The 12784-nt window shown below is 64.3% G+C and carries 16 protein-coding genes and 1 tRNA gene; 10 read left to right on the top strand and 7 right to left on the bottom strand.

What is annotated here, in order from left to right:
• Positions 1–197 precede the first annotated feature (197 nt).
• Complete coding sequence (locus AB7G19_RS01365; RefSeq protein ID WP_085403057.1) at positions 198–1184, bottom strand: NAD-dependent epimerase/dehydratase family protein; 987 nt, start codon at positions 1182–1184, stop codon at positions 198–200.
• Positions 1185–1260: 76 nt separating this feature from the next.
• Positions 1261–1335 (bottom strand) — tRNA-Gly (locus tag AB7G19_RS01360).
• Positions 1336–1610: 275 nt separating this feature from the next.
• Here AB7G19_RS01360 and trxA point away from each other — a divergent pair.
• The gene (trxA, locus tag AB7G19_RS01355; RefSeq protein ID WP_085403059.1) at positions 1611–2534 is read left to right on the top strand and encodes a thioredoxin; all 924 of its coding nucleotides are present in this window, start codon (positions 1611–1613) and stop codon (positions 2532–2534) included.
• Between the two features lie 83 nt (positions 2535–2617).
• Positions 2618–3295, top strand: a complete 678-nt coding sequence (locus AB7G19_RS01350) for an LON peptidase substrate-binding domain-containing protein (RefSeq protein WP_085403060.1) — start codon at positions 2618–2620, stop codon at positions 3293–3295.
• Positions 3296–3463: 168 nt separating this feature from the next.
• On the opposite strand, the gene AB7G19_RS01345 is transcribed toward AB7G19_RS01350, so the two are convergent.
• The 3 genes from AB7G19_RS01345 to AB7G19_RS01335 form a co-directional block, all read right to left on the bottom strand.
• Positions 3464–4057: a cytochrome b/b6 domain-containing protein gene (locus tag AB7G19_RS01345; protein ID WP_085403061.1), complete on the bottom strand. Its 594-nt coding sequence runs from the start codon at positions 4055–4057 to the stop codon at positions 3464–3466.
• 44 nt (positions 4058–4101) lie between these two features.
• On the bottom strand, positions 4102–4380 hold the full coding sequence (locus tag AB7G19_RS01340) for a PepSY domain-containing protein (RefSeq protein WP_028150199.1): 279 nt from the start codon (positions 4378–4380) through the stop codon (positions 4102–4104).
• Positions 4381–4596: 216 nt separating this feature from the next.
• Positions 4597–4947, bottom strand: coding sequence for a hypothetical protein (locus AB7G19_RS01335; RefSeq protein WP_085403062.1), 351 nt, complete (start codon positions 4945–4947; stop codon positions 4597–4599).
• 106 nt (positions 4948–5053) lie between these two features.
• On the opposite strand from AB7G19_RS01335, the gene AB7G19_RS01330 reads away from it, so the two are divergent.
• Positions 5054–5584, top strand: coding sequence for a TetR/AcrR family transcriptional regulator (locus AB7G19_RS01330; RefSeq protein ID WP_085403064.1), 531 nt, complete (start codon positions 5054–5056; stop codon positions 5582–5584).
• Positions 5585–5706: 122 nt separating this feature from the next.
• The gene (locus AB7G19_RS01325; protein WP_011083431.1) at positions 5707–5904 is read left to right on the top strand and encodes a Trm112 family protein; all 198 of its coding nucleotides are present in this window, start codon (positions 5707–5709) and stop codon (positions 5902–5904) included.
• A 138-nt stretch (positions 5905–6042) separates the two neighbouring features.
• On the opposite strand, the gene AB7G19_RS01320 is transcribed toward AB7G19_RS01325, so the two are convergent.
• Positions 6043–7263 (bottom strand): ubiquinone biosynthesis hydroxylase, encoded by a 1221-nt coding sequence (locus AB7G19_RS01320; RefSeq protein WP_354077131.1) that lies wholly within the window; start codon positions 7261–7263, stop codon positions 6043–6045.
• A gap of 216 nt (positions 7264–7479) precedes the next feature.
• Here AB7G19_RS01320 and tesB point away from each other — a divergent pair, with 216 nt between their 5' ends.
• Positions 7480–8343: an acyl-CoA thioesterase II gene (tesB, locus tag AB7G19_RS01315; RefSeq protein WP_085403106.1), complete on the top strand. Its 864-nt coding sequence runs from the start codon at positions 7480–7482 to the stop codon at positions 8341–8343.
• Positions 8344–8380: 37 nt separating this feature from the next.
• Here the strand turns inward: tesB and AB7G19_RS01310 are convergent, their stop codons facing one another.
• Entirely contained in the window at positions 8381–9292 is a 912-nt protein-coding gene (locus tag AB7G19_RS01310) for a DUF4339 domain-containing protein (protein ID WP_028150194.1), read from the bottom strand.
• A 238-nt stretch (positions 9293–9530) separates the two neighbouring features.
• Here AB7G19_RS01310 and AB7G19_RS01305 point away from each other — a divergent pair, with 238 nt between their 5' ends.
• The 5 genes from AB7G19_RS01305 to AB7G19_RS01285 all read left to right on the top strand — a co-directional run bounded on the left by AB7G19_RS01305 (position 9531) and on the right by AB7G19_RS01285 (position 12659).
• Positions 9531–9869 (top strand): P-II family nitrogen regulator, encoded by a 339-nt coding sequence (locus AB7G19_RS01305; protein WP_008142802.1) that lies wholly within the window; start codon positions 9531–9533, stop codon positions 9867–9869.
• Between the two features lie 133 nt (positions 9870–10002).
• Positions 10003–11304 (top strand): ammonium transporter, encoded by a 1302-nt coding sequence (locus tag AB7G19_RS01300; protein WP_354077133.1) that lies wholly within the window; start codon positions 10003–10005, stop codon positions 11302–11304.
• 42 nt (positions 11305–11346) lie between these two features.
• Positions 11347–11661, top strand: a complete 315-nt coding sequence (locus AB7G19_RS01295) for an ArsR/SmtB family transcription factor (protein WP_014490770.1) — start codon at positions 11347–11349, stop codon at positions 11659–11661.
• A complete protein-coding gene (locus AB7G19_RS01290) occupies positions 11658–12014 on the top strand; it encodes an SRPBCC family protein (RefSeq protein ID WP_441267672.1) in 357 nt (118 codons plus the stop codon). Before AB7G19_RS01295 ends, AB7G19_RS01290 begins: the two co-directional genes overlap by 4 nt.
• A gap of 42 nt (positions 12015–12056) precedes the next feature.
• Complete coding sequence (locus AB7G19_RS01285) at positions 12057–12659, top strand: ATP-dependent Clp protease proteolytic subunit (protein ID WP_038932646.1); 603 nt, start codon at positions 12057–12059, stop codon at positions 12657–12659.
• The last annotated feature ends 125 nt before the right edge of the window (positions 12660–12784 follow it).

The raw sequence follows: 12784 nt of genomic DNA, 5'->3' as shown, positions 1-12784 counted from the left end.
TTTGCTCGGCGACGATCGCGGTCTCGCTGCAACGCGGAATCAAAAAATGGCGCGTGACTGATTTGCAGGCAGCAGGAGGGGCGGTCGCACAAAATTGCGAAAACAACCCCATGCACAGTAGAACGGCTCAGCCCGGTCTGCTCCCGGTGACGCCGGGCAGATATTTGATGCGTCGAGCAAAACGGCAAAGACGGCGATTACGGGGCGACGGGATAGGGTCCGTCGTCGAATACAGTGTCGTGATAACCTTTCGACCCGATCGCGCGCGCCAGCGTGCTACGAAAGTCCGTGCCCTCACGCAGGCTGTTCAGGACATGCGCGAAGTCGAATTCGGGCCGCCAGCCTAGCTCGTGCCGCGCACGGTCGTTGACATAGACGCGGTCGATCTCGGGGAATAGCCGCCATCCGCGTGCCGCATAGAGCTGCGCGCAATCAGTGTAGAGCTCGCGCACGACACCGGCCGCGTCGCGCGCGAGCGCCGCGAGATGACGGGGCTCGAACGGGCTCGTGGCGGAGATGATGTAACGGGCAAAACCGATCTTCGGCGCGCGCTCGACGGCGAGCAGATGGGCGCTCACCGCGTCCGCTATATCCAGCCGTCTATAGAGCAGCTCATTGGCCTGTGCGTTGTCCAGCGGGTAAGCCGAGCGCATCGCCGGATCGTCATCGTCCTCAGGGAAGAAGCGCGAGGTCCTCAAGATCACGACGGGCAGGCCGCGCTCGCGAAAGAACAGCTCGCACAGCGTCTCGGCCATCAGCTTCGTGGTGCCGTAGATGTTCTTCGGCACCGGCGCCAGATCCTCGGTGACCCACACCGCGGCCTGTCCGGCCTCGGGTCGAAGCTGCGAACCGAATGCGCTGGTGGTGCTGGTGAAGACGAAGCTGCGCAAGCCGGCGGCTACGGCCGCCTCGAGCAGATTGAGCGTGCCGGTGACGTTGGTGTCGACGAAATCCTGCTTGCCGTGGGTCGCCACATGCGGCTTGTGCAGCGTCGCGGTGTGGATCACGGCGGTGACGCCCTCCATCTGGCGCCGCACGAAGTCGGAATCGACGATCGAGCCGACGGCATCGGTGAAGGGCGATGGCTTCAGATCGATCCCGCGCGCGGGGAAACTGCGTCCCCGGAGCATACGGAGAACGGCCTCCCCAAGGTGGCCCGCGCTGCCCGTGACCAGAATTGTCATTTGAGACCCAATACAGCCGCCAGCGGCGTGGAAAACCACGGCCCGACCCGGTTTGGCTGGATGCTTTGGGAAAAATTGGAGCGGGCGAAGGGGCTCGAACCCTCGACCCCGACCTTGGCAAGGTCGTGCTCTACCACTGAGCTACACCCGCATCCTGTGTCGGTCGCGTGACGCGCCGGCAACGGCTGTCGTATGCCAAAAGCGGGCGGCGAATGCAACAGCTACCGGCAGCATAGATTCGCAATTGAAGGGCCCATATGGACCCCGAATGCGGCCAAATCGCCCGAAAGCGCCCCGGAACCGGCGAATCGGCCCTGATGGATTGAAATTCGGCCCATTCGGCCCAATCTAGGAGCCGACAACGAAGCATATGATTTGGCGACGTGCTAAAGAGCCGCCATTCCAGACATCAGACGAGGGGATCCCGTGACGATCATCGACCAGGGTAACGGAGCGGCGGGCGCGGCCGCGGCCGATCTGATCAAGGACACCACCACCCAGACCTTCGTGAAGGACGTCATCGAGGAATCGAAGCGCCAGCCGGTTCTGATCGACTTCTGGGCGGAGTGGTGCGGCCCCTGCAAGCAGCTCACGCCCGTGCTGGAAAAGGCGGTCAAAGCGGCCAAGGGCAAGGTCAAGCTGGTCAAGATGAACATCGACCAGCATCCGGCGATCCCGGGCCAGATGGGCATCCAGTCGATCCCGGCCGTGATCGCCTTCGTCAACGGCCAGCCGGCCGACGGCTTCATGGGCGCCGTGCCGGAGAGCCAGGTCAACGCCTTCATCGAAAAGGTGACCAAGGGCGTGACGGCGCCGGGCGAGCCCAATATCGCCGAGATCCTGCAAGAGGCCGAGGCGGTGCTCGCCGAGGGGGACGCCGCCGCCGCGGCGCAGATCTATGCCGAGGTGCTGCAGCACGATTCGACCAACATCGCGGCCCTTGCCGGACTCGCGAAATGCTACGCCGTCTCCGGCGCGATGGAGCAGGCCAAGCAGACGCTGGCGATGGTGCCGGAATCGAAGCGCAACGACCCCGCCGTGAAAGCCGTGCAGACCGCGATCGATCTCGCCGAGCAGGCGGAGCAGCTGGGGCCGGTGGCCGAGCTGGAACAGAAAGTCGCCGCAGACCCGCTCGATCACCAGGCTCGCTTCGACCTTGCGACCGCGCTGAATGCGCAAGGCAACCGGGCGGCGGCCACCGAGCAGTTGCTGGCGATCATCAAGCGCGACCGCAAGTGGAACGACGACGGCGCCCGCAAGCAGCTCGTGCAATTCTTCGAGGCCTGGGGTGGCACGGATGATGCTACCGTCGAGGGACGAAAGCGCTTGTCGACGATCCTGTTTTCGTAAGGGTTATTGTTGGAGCATGATCTTGTCGGAAAGCCGCTTCACACTTTTCCGGATCATGCTCTAGCGAGTCTAGCGGGGTCCAGATGCCGATCAACATCGAATATCGCGGCCCCGCCGACCTGCCGGAGATCGTTCCGGTATTTCCGCTGCCGGGCGCGCTTTTGCTGCCGCGCGGCCAGATGCCGCTCAACATCTTCGAGCCGCGCTACCTTTCGATGGTCGACGATTCCTTGCGCGACGGCCATCGCCTGATCGGCATGATCCAGCCCGACGTCGCGCACTCGCCGAAGAATTCCGACAGGCCGGCGCTGTTCCGCGTCGGCTGCGTCGGCCGCATCACCCAGCTCGCCGAATCCGGCGACGGCCGCTACCTCCTCGAGCTCACCGGCGTCTCGCGCTTCAAGGTGGTCAAGGAGCTCGAAGTGCTGACCGCCTACCGCCAGTGCAAGGTGGACTTCTTCACCTTCCTCGACGACTTCACCGCGCGCATGGGCGAGGACGAGGTCGATCGCGAGGCGCTGCTGACCGTGCTGGCGGATTTCCTGAAGGCCAACAATCTCAAGGTCGACTGGGAAGGCGTCGAGAGCGCGCCCAACGAAGCGCTCGTCAACGCGCTGGCGATGATGTCGCCCTATGGCCCCGCGGAAAAGCAGGCCATGCTGGAGGCGCCGGATTTGAAGACCCGCGCCGAAATCCTGATCGCGGTGACCGAGATGGATCTCGCCAAGAAGCGCACCAGCGGCGATCCGCCGTTGCAGTGAGGGGCGCGCTGCCGCGTCACGCTCCGTCATGCCCGGGCATAGCCGTCCGAAGGACGGCGTCGCTTCGCTCGCCGATGACCCGGGCATCCACGTCTGAGAGGCACAAAAGAACGTGGATGGCCGGGACAAGCCCGGCCATGACGAGGAGAGAGCGCCGCCTCAAAAACCCTATTGATGATGGCGGATGCGCTTGCGTCCGGTGAACATCGCGCGGATCAGGTTCTCGCGCTGGAGAAGCCCCATCAGCACGACGCCCAGCACGTGTACCACGGCCAGCACGATGACGGCGTCGGATGCTATCGCGTGGGTATCCTCGACCCACCACAGGCCGAAGAAGGTGACGGTCACCGACATCGCCCCCGTGATGGCCGAGATGGCGATCGCCAGCAGCAGCGCTACCAGCATCAAGGTGCCGGCTGGATTGAGGCCGATATAGCGGCCGGTCATGCCGCGGCGTAGATTCCAGAGATAGTGTGGCGCGACCCGAAGCCGGACGCCGACCATGCGGAAGCGCGAATAGCGGCTTCCCCAAAAACCCCAGACCAGGCGGAAGGCGAGAAGCCCGAGCACCGTATAGCCGACGATGCGGTGAAGGGTATCGTAGACGGTGGGCGTGAACCACGCGGCCAAGATGCTGACCGCAAGGGCCCAGTGCCAGAGGCGTAGCGGGAGGTCCCAGACTGCGACCGTCCGCGAAGCCGTTCGATCCGCGGGGGTCCCGTCGGACGCCCCGCGCGTTTCTGGCACCGCTTCGTCGATCAAGCCGTGACTATCCTCAAGCCTTGCTCAAGACCTTGCTTGAAACCTTACTTGGCAACCGTCTTCTTCAGGCTAAGATCTTCCGGGCTGTAGAACAGCTCGTAGAGCTTGCCTTCCTTGACGCCGTAGACCTCATAGCACGAGCCTTCGATCTTGGAGCGCCGCACTTCGTAACCCAGCGCCTTGGCCTTGGCTTCGGCTTCGGCGGCCGGCTTCCACGACGCCTTGTCGAGCTTGGTGCAATCCTTGAACCCGTCGGCCATGGCCGCCGAGCTCATACCCATGCCGACCGTCAGTGCAATTGCAACAACACGAATGACCTTCACGAACGTCTCCTCCTCTGTCGTGTGCGCGCGTGGCGCGAAGCGGGAGCGAGGGAAGCAAAGGCGATGATGAAGTCAATCCGGTTTGGACGCGGATGGCTTTAGAGTTATTCTAACGATCCGGAAAAGATCAGTTGGCTCCGTAGGCAGCAGGCATTTCAGCTGCCGCTGCGGCCTTACGCCTCACGGTTTGACGGCCGGCATTCTGTGCGCGGCACCTCAATAGCCGGCAACCGCCATCGCAACGACGGCACTGAGCGCCATCCAGCCGAAATGGCGGCCGCGCGTGGCCCACGCGTTGGCGACAGCCGAGAAACCGAACACACAGACCATGGTGACGACGATCCAGCGGCGTGCCAGCTCCGATTCCATCCAGGGCGCCGCGATCAGGAGCACACCACCACCGATCCAGGCGACGGTCGAGGCCTGCCAGACCAGGCGAATCAGGGTGCGGAGCCGTTCCGGCTCGATGCGGGCGCGGGCAAAGACCTTGGTCTCGCCGAGAACACCATGGATGAGGGCCACGGCAATGGCCACGACGCCGGAGCACTGGAGCAAGAGATCACGCATCGGCACAGCTCCCTGAAGCTTCGTCCATACAGTTGTGTATGGTGAGATAGGCGCTGGCCCGCCGCCTGTCAATACACTAGTGTATGGCCAATTTCCGGAACCGGTCATGACCGAACAACTCTCCGCCGACGACTGGATCAAACAGGGCCTGAAGGCGCTGGCCAAGAACGGCTTCACGGCCCTGAAAGCCGATCCGCTCGCAAGGGCCATGGGCGTCTCGCGCGGCAGCTTCTATTGGCATTTCGCCGATCTCGGCGCGTTCCACGCCGATGTCCTGAAGCGCTGGCGCGAGATCGCGGCCGAACAGATCATCGCCGACGTCGAGGCCGCCGGCGACGAGCCGCTGAAGGCGCTGCTGCGGAGATCCTTTGGCGCCCGGCTCGACCTCGAGCGCGCCGTGCGCAGCTGGGCGGCGTTCGATGCGGCCGCGCAAGGCGCGGTCCGCGCGATCGACCGCCGCAGGATCGAGTATATCGAGACGCTGCTTGCGATGCGGGGGCTCGAGCCGGCGAAGGCGCAGGCGCGCGCGCAGATCCTGTACTGGACATTCCTGGGCTTTGCCTTGTCGGGCACGCCGGTGCCGGCGGCACGGCTCCAGGGCCTGCTCGACGAGATCATGCGGATGGTCTCTGCCTAGATTCTTGTTTTGACGCGTTTTCTTTATGCGAGCCGGTACCCACTTCGCTCGAAATCGCTCTGGTGGCGCAATGGGCGGCCGCGATTTTCTGTGCTAGAGGCAAGCGATCTTCGGAGACTCCAATGAACGCTCCCACCGAACGCCCCGAAACCAGCGTCGATCCCAAATTGCTGGAGATCCTGGTCTGCCCGCTGACCAAGGGTCCGCTGGAGTTCGATTCCGCAAAGCAGGAGCTGATCTCGCGCAGCGCCAAGCTCGCCTACCCGATCCGCGACGGCATCCCGATCATGCTGCCGGAAGAGGCGCGCAAGATCGATTGATCGGGCGGCCCTCATGGTGAGGAGGCGCGATAGCGCCGTCTCGAACCATGAAAGCCCGGCTCTCTCACCTCGGCCTTCATCCTTCGAGACGCGCGCAAGCGCGCTCCTCAGGATGAGGAGTTAGAGCTTGCGCGATTGCTACAACGCCTCACCCTTCAGCAACCGCGGGATCTCACCGGTCAAACCGGCGGCCTGGCGGATGAAGAGGTTCTTCAGCGGCGGGGCGCGGTCGACGAGGCCGAGGCCGATGTCGCGCACCGTGCGCAGCAGCGTCGACTGGTTGGAGAACAGGAAGTTCAGCGAGTTGGTGGCAAGGCCCATCGCCATGGTGTCGAAGCGGCGCCAGCGCTGATAACGTTCGAGCACGTCGACGCCGCCGAGATCCATGCCGAGCCGCGCGGCATCGACCACGACTTCGGCCAGTGCTGCGACATCCTTCAGCCCCATGTTGAGGCCCTGGCCCGCGATCGGATGGATGACATGCGCGGAATCGCCGACCAGCGCGAGACGCTCGGCGATGAAGGAGCGCGCCACGAAATAGGACAGCGGGAACGCGCGCGGCTTGTCGAGCGCCTTGACCTCGCCGAGATGCAGGCCGAACCGGCGCTCGAGCTCGCCGTGGAACTCCTCGTCGCTCAACGCGATGATGCGCGCGGCTTCGCTGCGGCGCTCGGTCCACACCAGCGAGGATCGTTTGCCGGAGAGCGGCAGAATCGCGAAGGGACCCGCGGGCAGGAAGTGCTCCTCGGCGCGGCCGTCGTGATCGCGCTCATGGCCAACGGTGACGACGATGCCCGATTGATCGTACTCCCAGCCATGGGTGACGATGCCGGCGCGCTCGCGCAGTTTCGACCGCGCGCCATCGGCGGCGACCAGCAGGCTTGCCGCAATCACGCTGCCGTCGCCAAGCGTCACGTCGACGCCTTCCGGGCGCGCGTCATAGGACGCGACCGTCGTGGCGCGGAGATCGATGCCCTCGGCCTCGGCCCGCACCACCAGCGCGTCGATCAAACGGCGGTTCTCGACCATATGCGCAAACGGTTCGCCCGGCGCGACATCGCCGGCAAAGTTCAGAAAAACCGGACGGGTGGCGTCTTCCAGCTTTGAATCGGTGACGACCATGTCGAGGATCGGCTGCGCCTCGCCCCTGACGTCGTCCCAGGCGCCGATGGCCTCGAACAGGCGGCGGCAGGCGGCCACGATCGCGGTCGCGCGCGGGTCGCGGCTCGGACGGGTCGCGAGCGCGGGGTCGGCGACGATGACGGGAATCTCGGGCCCGAGCCCCTGGCGCAACGCCAGGGCCAGCGCGAGGCCGGCAAACGCGCCGCCACCAATGACAATGCTACCCTGTACCGGCATACCAAATTCCCAGCTCACACTTCGGCTTTTCCAGGCCTTGCTAGCAGACTTGAGGTGGGCGAAACAGTGCGGTGAAACAAGGGCGGAACTGCCTCATTCCGTCATTCCGGAACGCGCACAGGCGCGAACCCGGAATCCAGAGGTTATCGGCTCGTCATTCCGGGGGCATCGCTGTCACGATGCCCGGGAATGACGAGATCCTTCGAAAGCGCCATCATGTCCAAAAGCCTGATCGACCTGATCTCGATTCTCGACCTCGAACAGCTCGAGGTGAATCTGTTCCGCGGCAAGAGCCCGAAGACGGGCTGGCAGCGGGTGTTCGGCGGCCAGGTGATCGGGCAGGCGATGGTTGCGGCCTGCCGCACGGTCGAGGGCCGGCTGCCGCATTCGCTGCATTGCTATTTCATCCTGCCGGGCGATCCGCAGATCCCGATCATCTACCAGGTCGAGCGCCTGCGCGACGGCAAGAGCTATTCGACCCGCCGCGTCACCGCGATCCAGCACGGCAACGCGATCTTCTCGATCATGGTTTCGTTCCACACCGACGAGGAGAGCGCGTTCGATCATCAGGACAAGATGCCCGACGTGCCGCCCCCGGAAAAGCTCACGGCGGAGGAGGTGGCGAAGCAGCCGATGTTCAAGGAGATGCCGGAGTTCATCCGCCGCTACTACGAGTCCGATCGTCCGATCGAGCTGCGCCCGGTCGAGCTCAGCCGTTATTTCGGCCAGAAGATCGAGGATGGCCGCATTCACGTCTGGATCAGGACCGCGGCGAAGCTGCCGGACGATCCGGCGCTGCACATGTGCGCGCTCGCCTACGCCTCGGATTTTTCGCTGCTCGACGCGATCATGGCGCGCTACGGCCGCACGCTGTTCGACAAGCGCATGATGCCGGCGAGCCTCGACCACGCGATGTGGTTTCACCGCCCGTTCCGCGCCGACGAATGGCTGCTTTACGCGCAGGATTCGCCGAACGCGCGCGGCGGCCGCGGCTTGACCCGCGGCTCGATCTTCAAGCCCGACGGTACGCTGGTCGCCTCCGTCGCGCAGGAAGGTTCTGTGCGCGAGCGCAAGTCCTAGAGCCCAGGCGCGAGTTCGTCGCGCCTGGGATTTGCGATCAAGCTCCGAGCGACCCGCGCGGAGCGAGCTCGGTCTGCGATGCGAACCAGTTCATGATCCAGCGATACACCCACGGGATCGGGATGATGAGGCTGGACAGGATCGCGGCGACGATGCCGCGCCAGAGAATGCCGAGACCGCTGCCCTTGAACACGATCTCGCGGCGCGTGCCTTCGATGCTGCGGCAGAACCAGCGCATCTGCGCCGCGGCGACCCAGGCCCAGCCGATGATCGTGATGATCGAGATCGCGAACAACAGATTCCAGCCGATATAGGCCCAAGCTGAGCCGGAGAAGCTGAGCCCGAGCGGCTGCCCGTTGGAGGCGAGGTTCGCGACCATCCATTTGATCAGCAGCCAGTAGAGCACGATCTGCGCGATGAACAGCAGATTGCTGAGCAGCGCACTGCCGATGACGCCGATCGCGATCGCCAGAACGATGAAGCCGAAGAACCAGGGCACCAGCGTCATCGCATTGCCGGTGAAGCTGAGATTGGGCCGGCCGGGCACCTTCACGCAGGACACGATCCATTTCGTGTACCAGACGAACACCCACGGCACCGGAATGATGAGGCACATGCCGATCAGCATCACGATGCTGCGCCAGGTGAACTCGAGGATACCGAAATCGACCGCCAGCGCTCCTCCGCTGCCGCCGCCACCACCAGCGTAGCCGGCGCCAGCGTAACCACCGGAGCCCATCATCGGCGGACCGCCGGCCGGCATCATCGGGGGCGCACCGCCGCCGCCGATCAGGCCGGGGATTTCGGCGGCCTTCTGCCAGCCGGCCATGCCCTCGGACCACACCAGCGTATCCGGGCGCACAACCCCCTGCGCGACCAGGTCGCGGAATTGCCCTTCCGGATAGGGTCCCTGTTGCTTGCCCTCGGATGCGTAGAACCAACTCGCCATGAAGCGTCCCCCTCAAACATATTTTGTACCGGCCGGGACGCTTCGGTTCACCGCATCCATGCCAAAAACGCATTGTGAAGGATGAACGGATGCCCTGTACAGAGGCGGCGGTTCACATGGCCAAACGTTTTTCCGCTTCAGTCTGCAAGTTTTTTATGCCATTTGCCCGGAAAGATGCCAGATTGACGCTGCGCCGGGGACATACGGCGTGGCGCATCCCCGGGGAATAGGCCTGACCATGAAACTCGTCGTCGCGATCATCAAACCCTTCAAGCTCGATGAAGTCCGCCAGGCGCTGACCGCGATCGGCGTCCACGGCATGACCGTGACCGAGGTGAAAGGCTACGGCCGCCAGAAGGGCCATACCGAGATCTATCGTGGCGCGGAATATGTCGTGAACTTCCTGCCGAAGCTGCGGATCGAGATCGCGGTCGCCTCCGACGTCGCCGACAAGGCGGTCGCCGTGATCACCGCGACGGCGCGCACCGGGCAGATCGGCGACGGCAAGATCTTCGTCACGCCGATCGACCACGCGCTGCGCATCCGCACCGGCGAAACCGACAGCGACGCGCTTTAAAGCTTTTTGTTTTGACGCGTTTTCTTCACGCGAACCGGTATCCACTTCGCTCGAAAACGCTTTGATCCTTCTTCGATCGCACCGGGCAACGACGCCACAGCGTGCGACGCCAATTGATGCCGGGGGGAATGACATGGCGGGATTGTTGCGCCGCGCAGCTGCTATGGCTGCGCCGGCCGGATTTATGTCGATCATTGCCGCGCCTGCGCAGGCCGCGAATTCCGAGATCAACACCGCCGACACCGCCTGGATGATCGTCGCCACCGCGCTGGTGCTGATGATGACGATCCCCGGCTTGGCGCTGTTCTATTCCGGCATGGTGCGCAAGAAGAACGTGCTCGCCACCATGGCGCAGAGCCTCGCCGCGGTGACGATGATCTCGATCCTCTGGGTGGCGTTCGGCTATTCGCTCTGCTTCGTCGGCGACGGGCCGTGGATCGGCACGCTCGACCGCTGGTTCCTCGCGGGCATGACGATGGACAGCGTCAACCCGGCGGCAAAGACGATCCCGGAAGCGCTGTTCATGCTGTACCAGATGACCTTTGCCATCATCACGGTGGCGCTGGTCGCGGGCTCGGTCGCCGACCGGATGCGATTCTCCGCCTATCTGGTGTTCTCGGTCGCCTGGTTCATCTTCGTCTACATTCCGCTGGCGCATTGGGTGTGGGGCGGCGGCTTCCTCGCCAGCATGGGCGTGCTGGATTTCGCCGGCGGCCTCGTCGTGCATCTGTCGGCCGGCACCGCCGGCCTCGTCGCCGCCAAGGTGATGGGCCGCCGCCACGGCTACGGCACCGAAAATCTCTCGCCGTTCGATCTGTCGCTCGCGGTGATGGGCACCGGCCTGTTGTGGGTCGGCTGGTTTGGCTTCAACGGCGGCTCGGCGGGCGCAGCCAATTCGCGCGCGGTGCTGGCGATCATCGCGACGCATCTTGCGGCCTGCTCCGGCGCGCTGACCTGGGGCGCGATCGAATGGTCGACCCGCCGCAAGCCGTCGGTGCTCGGCATGATCTCCGGCGCGGTCGCCGGGCTCGGCACGATCACGCCGGCTTCGGGCTTCGTCGCGCCCTGGCATGGCATCGTCATCGGCATCGTCGCCGGCGCGGTCTGCTACTGGGCCTGCACCTGGCTCAAGCACCGCTTCAACTATGACGATTCCCTCGACGTGTTCGGCGTCCACGGCATCGGCGGCCTGACCGGCACGCTGCTGGCCGGCGTGTTCGCGACCAGCGCGATCGGCGGCACTGCCGGCCTGCTCGAGGGCCATCCGCAGCAGTTGCTGATCCAGCTCTATGGGGTCGCCGTCACCTTCGTCTGGGCGGCCGGCGTGAGTTTCGTCCTGCTCAAGCTGGTCTCCCTGTTCGTGCCCTTGCGCGTATCCCGTGAGCACGAGCTCGAGGGACTGGATATTTCGCAGCACGGAGAAGCGCTTCAGTAATCGGGGCTTGCGCGACACATAAGCACGTGCTTATGTGTCGGCATGATCGAAGCCGACATCTTCAAGGCACTGGCCGACCCGACGCGCCGAAAAGTCTTTGAGAAGCTCGCCGGCGGAAGCCTGAATGCCAGCGCTTTGCGCGACGGTTTGGAGATCAGCCAGCCGGCGATGTCGCAGCATCTTTCGGTGCTGCGCGCGGCAGGCCTCGTGCGCGAACAGCGGCAGGGCCGCTTCGTGAACTACGAAGTCGACCCGGACGGAATCGTGGCCATCGGCACATGGCTTGCGCGCTACCGTGCCTACTGGCCGAAGCGCATGGAAGCACTCGCCGATCTCCTCAAGGACATGGATCAATGAGCGACGCAGCGAAACCTGATCCCTCCGACGCAAAACTGGTGCTCGAATATGAATTCGACGCGCCGCCAGCAAAGGTCTGGCGCGCCGTCACCATTCCGGCCTTGCGCGAGCGCTGGTTGCCGGATTGCGACCTTGCAGGCGCCGAGCCTGAATCAACGATCGCAGGCGAAGAGGTGCGCTACCGACTTCGCGATTCAGAGCCGCCGTTTCGCGAGAGCCACGTCATCTTCCGGATCGAGCCGAACGAGGACGGCGGCACCCGCTTCCGCATCATTCAGCAAGCCTGCGAAGAGCGAACAATGCTGCCGCAGCCGGCCAACAGCAATTGCTGCCTGATGCGCGCGGCGGCTTAAACACCAACAAGACTTCGTCACCTGCAAACATGGAGGTCGCCAATGCGCGACATGCTTCAGCTCGTCCCTATGGTTGTCGAACAATCCGCCCGCGGCGAGCGATCCTTCGACATCTATTCGCGGCTCCTGCGCGAGCGCATCATCTTCCTCAACGGCGAGGTCAATGATGCGATGTCCGGACTGGTGTGCGCGCAATTGTTGTTCCTGGAGGCGGAGAATCCGAACAGGCCGATCAATCTCTACATCAACTCCTATGGCGGCGTGGTCACCTCTGGTCTCGCCATGTACGACACCATGCAGTTCATCAAGGCGCCGGTTCATACGCTGTGCATGGGCACCGCGCGCTCGATGGGCTCGTTCCTGCTGATGGCCGGCGAGCCGGGTCACCGCGCCGCGCTGCCCAATGCGAGCCTTCACGTGCATCAGCCGCTCGGCGGCTTCCAGGGCCAGGCATCCGACATCCTGATCCATGCCAACGAAATGCAGGAGACCAAGCGGCGCATCACCCGGCTCTACGCGCAGCATTGCGGGCGCACCGAGGCGGAGGTGGAACGAACCCTGGACCGCGACCACTTCATGACCGCGCAGCAGGGGGTCGAGTGGGGATTGATCGACCGGGTCTTTGCGGAGCGCGAGGCCGCCTGACGATTCAGGCCGGTTGCGCGCATCCCGTGAGCACGCCGAGGGCCGGTTCGATATTTCGCAGGGCGGCGGGGCCCTTTGTCGGGCCCCTTCTGTAATAAAATACCTTCTCGCTGCCCGACACGTGA

This window comes from Bradyrhizobium sp. 215_C5_N1_1 (assembly GCF_052075935.1).
GTDB classification, from domain to species: domain Bacteria; phylum Pseudomonadota; class Alphaproteobacteria; order Rhizobiales; family Xanthobacteraceae; genus Bradyrhizobium; species Bradyrhizobium barranii.
This window is presented reverse-complemented; position numbering and strand designations above follow the sequence as displayed.

Bases quoted from the DNA above. Each gene is read 5' to 3' on its own strand.
- AB7G19_RS01365 (WP_085403057.1), bottom strand. From the start codon at position 1,184: ATGACAATTCTGGTCACGGGCAGCGCGGGCCACCTTGGGGAGGCCGTT.
- AB7G19_RS01350 (WP_085403060.1), top strand. From the start codon at position 2,618: ATGCCGATCAACATCGAATATCGCGGCCCCGCCGACCTGCCGGAGATC.
- AB7G19_RS01335 (WP_085403062.1), bottom strand. From the start codon at position 4,947: ATGCGTGATCTCTTGCTCCAGTGCTCCGGCGTCGTGGCCATTGCCGTG.
- AB7G19_RS01330 (WP_085403064.1), top strand. From the start codon at position 5,054: ATGACCGAACAACTCTCCGCCGACGACTGGATCAAACAGGGCCTGAAG.
- AB7G19_RS01325 (WP_011083431.1), top strand. From the start codon at position 5,707: ATGAACGCTCCCACCGAACGCCCCGAAACCAGCGTCGATCCCAAATTG.
- AB7G19_RS01320 (WP_354077131.1), bottom strand. From the start codon at position 7,263: ATGCCGGTACAGGGTAGCATTGTCATTGGTGGCGGCGCGTTTGCCGGC.
- tesB (WP_085403106.1), top strand. From the start codon at position 7,480: ATGTCCAAAAGCCTGATCGACCTGATCTCGATTCTCGACCTCGAACAG.
- AB7G19_RS01310 (WP_028150194.1), bottom strand. From the start codon at position 9,292: ATGGCGAGTTGGTTCTACGCATCCGAGGGCAAGCAACAGGGACCCTAT.
- AB7G19_RS01305 (WP_008142802.1), top strand. From the start codon at position 9,531: ATGAAACTCGTCGTCGCGATCATCAAACCCTTCAAGCTCGATGAAGTC.
- AB7G19_RS01300 (WP_354077133.1), top strand. From the start codon at position 10,003: ATGGCGGGATTGTTGCGCCGCGCAGCTGCTATGGCTGCGCCGGCCGGA.
- AB7G19_RS01295 (WP_014490770.1), top strand. From the start codon at position 11,347: ATGATCGAAGCCGACATCTTCAAGGCACTGGCCGACCCGACGCGCCGA.
- AB7G19_RS01290 (WP_441267672.1), top strand. From the start codon at position 11,658: ATGAGCGACGCAGCGAAACCTGATCCCTCCGACGCAAAACTGGTGCTC.
- AB7G19_RS01285 (WP_038932646.1), top strand. From the start codon at position 12,057: ATGCGCGACATGCTTCAGCTCGTCCCTATGGTTGTCGAACAATCCGCC.